This window comes from Salinibacter sp., from assembly GCF_036626415.1.
In the GTDB taxonomy this organism is placed as follows: Bacteria; Bacteroidota; Rhodothermia; order Rhodothermales; family Salinibacteraceae; genus Salinibacter.
Window position 1 is genome coordinate 1 of sequence record NZ_JAZKRW010000156.1, and the last position, 6,208, is coordinate 6,208.

The following is a 6,208-nucleotide window of genomic DNA, read 5'->3' on the forward strand; positions in this document are numbered from 1 at the left end:
GGCGTCGGGCAGGTGTTCGGCAATCCAGCTGTCGGAAGCAGTAACGTGTTGAGACATCGGTGTAGAGAACGGGGGGTGTAGAACGTACGACAGGGTGTATGGGGGACGACGTGGAGACCTTTACGGTCGAGTCCCGGCGGACATCGTTACGGATTCCCTCAGCCCGTCGCGACGACGGGTAACAGCATCGTCGCTCCATGTGGAGCCCCTGTATGTGGAGCCCCTAGCCCCTGTCTTTCCATCAATCGGACGGATCGATGGACGTGGTTGTGCGGTTCCGACCCATCGCGTCCCGACCCATCGCGTCCCGACCCATCGTGTCAGGCCGGGTCGGCGAACGTCCCCGGGCTGTCGTCCGTCGCGGTGAAGCCTGTGGGGCGCTCGGGGCTGGCGTCGGCGAGCGCCTCCCGCACGCCCTCGGCGTCGAGGTCGGCGGTGTAGGCCGGGGTGCCGGGCTGCTGGCGCCACGACTCGTCGAGCCCGCCGGCGTCGATGGGGTCGAATCCGAGCTCGTCGATCAGATCGCAGACGACGGCCTTCGTCTCCGGGTCGTCCCCGGCGACCGGCAGGGCAATCCGGTCGTCGGCGCCGGCGGGCCGGCCGTTGTCCCTCAGACTCTCGAAGTAGATGTTGTTGAACGCCTTGATCACCGGGCGGCCAAGCTGCTGTTCGACCCACCGGCTCTCCGGCATCCCCTCCTCGATGGGCCCGATGCGGCCGTCCCGTTCACGGGGATAGTAATTGCCGGTGTCCACCACGGGGACCTCGTCGGGGACGTCGCCCAACAGACCGTCCGGCAGGTCGGGCACGTTCGCCTCGGGGATGGTCACGATGATCAAATCCGCCCCCTTTGGCACCTCCTCGGCCCAGACCGGCGTCGCGCCGGTCTCCTCGGCCAGCTCGCCGAGCGTGTCCGGGGCCCGGGAGTTCGCCACGCGAACCTCGTGGCCCAGCTCGGTGAGCCGGCGCGTCAGTGTGCTACCGATCATGCCTGCGCCGATAATGCCAATCGTCATATTGTCTCTTGTGTTTTGGAATGAACGCTCCGGGAGCGTGGAGCCGAGAATATCGAGTTGCAGTGCGGGGAGCTGCGACGTTACGGCGTTTGATGCCCGCGCCGACGCTCATGTTTCAGATTTACCTTACGCCCAGAGACCGTTTCAGAGATTCGCACGACAACGTCCATCCACCCGGAAGGGCCGCCGGTCGTCCCCAAACTCATCGGGTCTGCATCTCAGGCAGCACGGACGTGCCAGCGCCTGAAGGCCGAGCGTCCCGGCCTGCGTTCGGCGTCCAGTCTCGTGTCCGCAATGCGGCCGCGGGTTGTCATCGGATGGGGGGGACGCCTTCCCGTGGGGCCGGCGTCCCCGCGAGACGTACCCACACGCGACGACGATCCCCCAACGACGCGACCAGGTTCTTCCGGCATGTCTCATTCGGCGCCAAGGCACGGAAGCGCGGGCTTTAACAAGTTGCAGAGGCGGGAGGGGGCTTCAACTATGCAGGTCCTGAGTGCCTGCTCACGCGGGGCGGCACGTGCGTTTCAGACCACAGTGAAGGCCCTGGCATAGTTGTTGGGGACTGGTACACGCCCCCACGACGCCCGCACAACAGCGCACGGTGAAGGAGGGCTGCGCCGTACAGCAAAGCGGCCCGTGCAGCTGAGGGCCGGTTCTCCCTTTGCCGCCATCCGGACTGTCCGGGCCATCCAGGACCGGCGCCAGTTGGGCCCGACCATGCCTCCGGTTTCAGGACGACACCTCGAGTCTCAGGCCCCGAAGAGTCTCAGGCCCAAAGAGGCCCGGCTCGAAGAAACCCAGAGGTGAAGAGACCCAGGCTTGAAGAGGCCGAAGCTCAAAGAGCCCCGAGGCGGTCAAAGAGGTCCGAAGCGAGGCGGGTTGGTGTTGTGGTTTCTGGTACTCTCGTCGCCCCGACATGACTGTGATGTACTGTCCTCTATTCTCGGTCTGCCCCCAGACCGCGCTCGTCCTCTCGGCAGGCATGCTTCTGTGCCTTCCGTGGATTGGCTACGCCCAGGAGTCTCCGGAGATCGAGGGCACGGTCACCGTAAGCACGGATGCCGGCGGATCCGAGACGCTCTCCTTTGGCATTGACCCCGACGCGACCGCCGGGGTGGACTCCTCGTTCGGGGAATCGGAACTGCCGCCCCCTCCGCCGTCGACGGCATTTGACGCCCGGTGGATCGACGACCACATCAGTCCCTCTACGTTCGGGGAAGGCCTCCTCATCGACGTTCGGCCGGGGAGCCTAAGCTCCAACGGGACCCGGCAGCACGAACTCCAGTTTCAGGCCGAAGACACCGCCACTGAGGTCACCATTGAGTGGGACCTGCCGGCGGGGGTGAGCGGAACGATCGAACCCGAATCTGGATCGGAGTACGGACCCGCAGAGATGACGGGAAATGACTCCCTCACGGTGAATCCGGGCGACCCGGAGGCCCTCCTTACGATCGACTACAATGACGCCCCGTCGCTCGACGTAAACGAAGGAGTCACCCTTACCGAAGATGGGGAGGTGACGATTTCGACCGACTCCCTCAGCGCCTCGGACCCGGACCACGATCCTGCGAGCCTCACCTTTGCCGTCACAGGTGGGCTGACAGAGGGCACCCTTTTGGTAAGTGGATCGGCGGTCACGGAATTTACGCAGCAGGACCTGATCGACGGAGCCGTCACCTACGACCACACGGCCGACATTCCCCCCGGGGACGTCCCGCCCAACGACGAATTTACGTTCGACCTGAGTGACAGCCAGGGCGAGGGCCCGACGGGGAAGGTCTTCTCGGTGTCCGTCCGCCCGGCGAACGATCCCCCCACGGTCGCAAATGACACCGACACAACGCAGCAGGGCACGTCGGTCTCCATCGCTGCGCCGGGGCTCCTCGAAAACGACAGCGACCCGAACGGAGACTCGCTTTCGGTGTCGGCGGTGAACGGAACCGCCTCGAACGTAGGCCAGCAGATCACCCTAACGTCCGGTGCGCTCCTCACCGTTGGGGCCGATGGGGCGTACAGCTACGATCCGAACGGGGCCTTCGACGACCTGGGCGCGGGGGACACCGGCTCGGACAGCTTCACCTACGCTGCCAGCGACGGGAACGGAGGGACCGGCCAGGCCAGCGTGTCCCTGACCATCGAAGGCCTCAACGGGGCCCCCGTGGCCACGGACGACAGCTTCTCTGCACAGGAGGACAGCACGCTGGCGGTCGATGCGCCCGGCATTCTCGGAAACGACAGTGACCCGGACGGGGACCTGCTCACCCCCACCGTGGTGTCGCCGCCGGACAACGGGACGCTCACGCTGAGCGAAGACGGGTCGTTCGAGTACGTCCCGGACTCGAACTTTGACGGCACCGATAGCTTTACGTACGAGGTCGCCGACGGAAACGGGGCCGCCGACCAGGCCACCGTCACGCTTGAGGTCAATGGGGTTCGCGCCCTAGCCCTGGAGGAGGGGTGGAACTTGGTGTCGCTTCCGTATCAGCCGGAGGATCCGACGTTCGGAGCGGTCCTGCCATCCTGCACGAGCGGGTTTCTGTACGACCCCGGGTTGGGGAATCAGCCCATCGAAGAGGGGGACTCCCTTTCGGTCGGGGACGGACTCTGGGCGAACTGCGCCTCCGGAACGGAGCCGGTGACCGGTACGGACGCAGACTCTCAGGCCGTCGGTGTGACGGCCGGGTGGAACATCATCGGGCCCTTTTCCGACTCCGTCGACGTCGGGACAATTTCCGCGGACCCGTCGGGCATCGTCCAGTCTGCCTTCTACGGCTTTGGGCCGTCCGAGGGCTACGCGGCAGCCTCGACGCTCGTGCCGGGGGAGGGATATTGGATCAACGTCAGCGAGCCCGGGACGCTGGTCCTCGGCGGTGGGGGCGGGGGCAGCAGCCTCACGCTCGGGGCGCGCCTCCAGGACGCGGGGGACGACGAGACGACGGTCTCGCTTCACGTGACTGATCGGCAGGGACGCGAGGCCACACTGTTTTTGCGGCGCGACCGGCCGAACGCGAAGAAGAAGAGGGAGCCGTTGCCCCCGATTCCGCCCGGGGGCACGTTCGACGTTCGGTTCGCCAACGGAAGGGCCCTGGCGACCGTCGCCCCGGGCGGCCGTAGCGCCTCCTTCCGCGACGTGAAACTACAGGGAGTGGCGTACCCCCTGACGCTTCGTCTTCGCGGTGGCTCGGCGGGGGGCGCCGTGCGCGTGAAGCACGCCCGCGATGCCGACGCGGCCGCCACGACCCTGACGCCGAACGCTCCGTCGACGACCCTGCAGGAAGAAGAGGGACAGCTGCAGGTGGGCCTGCGGGCCGTCCCCGAGCGCTTTGCCCTGCAGCATAGTGCCCCAAATCCCGCGAGCAGATCGGCCACAATTGCGTTCAGCGTCCCCGAGCAGACGCGCGTAACGATCAGCGTCTTCGATCTGCTGGGGCGGAAGGTGACGACGCTCACAGACGGGCGCAGGGAGCCGGGCCGGCACAATGCCCGCCTGAACGTGCAGGCGCTGCCGAGCGGGACGTATTTCTACCGCATGTCGGCCGACGGCTTCTCTCAAACCCGGCGCCTGAGGGTCGTCCGCTAGGGCCCGCGGCCGGACGCCGCTTCGGACAAGACGGTCCGGCCGGGCCGGCACGATCAGTGTTGTGTTGACCCGAGCCGCCGACGGAGGCCGGGCAAGGCGCATGCCTCCGGCAAGACGCCCGAGGGAGCGACGAACCTGTTGTGGGGCCTGCCGCTTTGAAAGGAACGCAGCGTCCTGTTTGCCCTGCCAGCGCCGTCCCTGATGTCCGACTACCGCCGCGGCTTCGAGAGCCTCCACCAAGAAATCCACGAGCCGTCGCTGCCTACGGAGGGCAACTGGCCCGACTGGCTGGCGGGCACGCTCATCCGCAACGGCCCGGCGCAGTTTGAGGTGGGGGACGAGAGCTACAACCACTGGTTCGACGGCCACGCGATGCTCCACGCGTTCCGGATGCGGGACGGGACCGTGGCGTACCGCAATCGCTTCGTGCGGTCGAACAGCCGCACGGAGGCGCTGGAGGAGGGGCGCATTGCGCGGTCCGAGTTCGCGACGGACCCCTGCAGGTCGCTCTTTGGGCGGGTCATGAGCGTCTTCAACCCCACGCCCACGGACAACGCGAGCATCAACGTCGCCCGCCTGGACGACCAGTACGTCGCGCTGACGGCCACGCCCCTGCCGGTGGCCTTCGATCCGGACACGCTGGAGACGGTGGGGGTCGTGGACTACGAGGACGACGTGGACGTGGACATGTCGACGCCCCACCCGCACGTCGAGCCCGGCACGGAGCGGACGCTTTTCCACACGGTCTCGTTCGGCCGCCAGTGCCAGTACGGGGTGTACGGCGTGGAGGCGGGGCACAAGACGCGCCGCGAGGTCGCGACGCTGGACGTCGGCCGCCCGAGCTACATGCACAGCTTCGGCATGTCGGAGAACTACGTGATCCTGTCGGAGTGGCCGCTCGTGGTGGACCCGACGGACCTGCTGCTTCGGGGGCAGCCGTTCATCGAGAACTTCGAGTGGCACCCGGAGCGGGGGACCCGGTTTCGGGTGCTCCGCAAGGCGGACGGGAAAGAGGTAGCGACCCTGGAGGCGGAGGCGGCGTTCGGGTTTCACCACGTCAACGCCTTCGAGCGGGACGGAGAGGTCGTCTGCGACGTCGTCACGTACCCGGACGCGTCCGTCGTCGACGAGCTCGCCCTCGACCGGCTGCGCAGCGACGATCCCTCGCCCGGCAGCGGGCACCTGCGCCGCTACCGCCTGCCGCTTGGCGGCGGGGCGGCCTCCTCCACGCTTCGCAGCGAGGAGCGCCTGGAGCTGCCCCGCATCCACGACGGCCCGGCGACCGGCCGCCCGTACCAGTACGTCTACGGCGTGGGGACGCGGGTGGAGGGGCAGTTCACGGACCAGCTCGTGAAGATCGACGCGACGACGGGCGCCGCCCAGACGTGGCACGAGGCGGGCACGTACCCGGGCGAGCCGGTCTTCGTGGGCGCGCCAGGCGGGGCGGGCGAAGACGACGGCGTCGTCCTGTCCGTCGTGCTGGCCCCGGACGCCCAGCAGTCGTTCCTGCTCGTCCTCGATGCGCCGTCGTTCACCGAGCGAGCGCGGGCGCGGGTGCCGCACCCCATTCCGTTCGGGTTCCACGGGCAGTACTTCGGAGGAGCCCTGC

General features: G+C 67.5%; 3 protein-coding genes. 2 read left to right on the plus strand and 1 reads right to left on the minus strand.

Translation table 11 applies throughout. The annotated features are described in order from the left end of the window. Positions 1 to 320: 320 nt before the first annotated feature. Positions 321 to 1,067 (minus strand): NADPH-dependent F420 reductase, encoded by a 747-nt coding sequence (locus V5A20_RS12745; RefSeq protein WP_332316809.1) that lies wholly within the window; start codon positions 1,065 to 1,067, stop codon positions 321 to 323. Positions 1,068 to 2,001: 934 nt separating this feature from the next. On the opposite strand from V5A20_RS12745, the gene V5A20_RS12750 reads away from it, so the two are divergent. Both V5A20_RS12750 and V5A20_RS12755 read left to right on the plus strand, forming a co-directional pair. Further along, entirely contained in the window at positions 2,002 to 4,599 is a 2,598-nt protein-coding gene (locus V5A20_RS12750; RefSeq protein ID WP_332327494.1) for an Ig-like domain-containing protein, read from the plus strand. A gap of 201 nt (positions 4,600 to 4,800) precedes the next feature. After that, on the plus strand, positions 4,801 to 6,208 hold a 1,408-nt coding region (locus tag V5A20_RS12755; RefSeq protein ID WP_332327495.1), incomplete at its 3' end, for a carotenoid oxygenase family protein.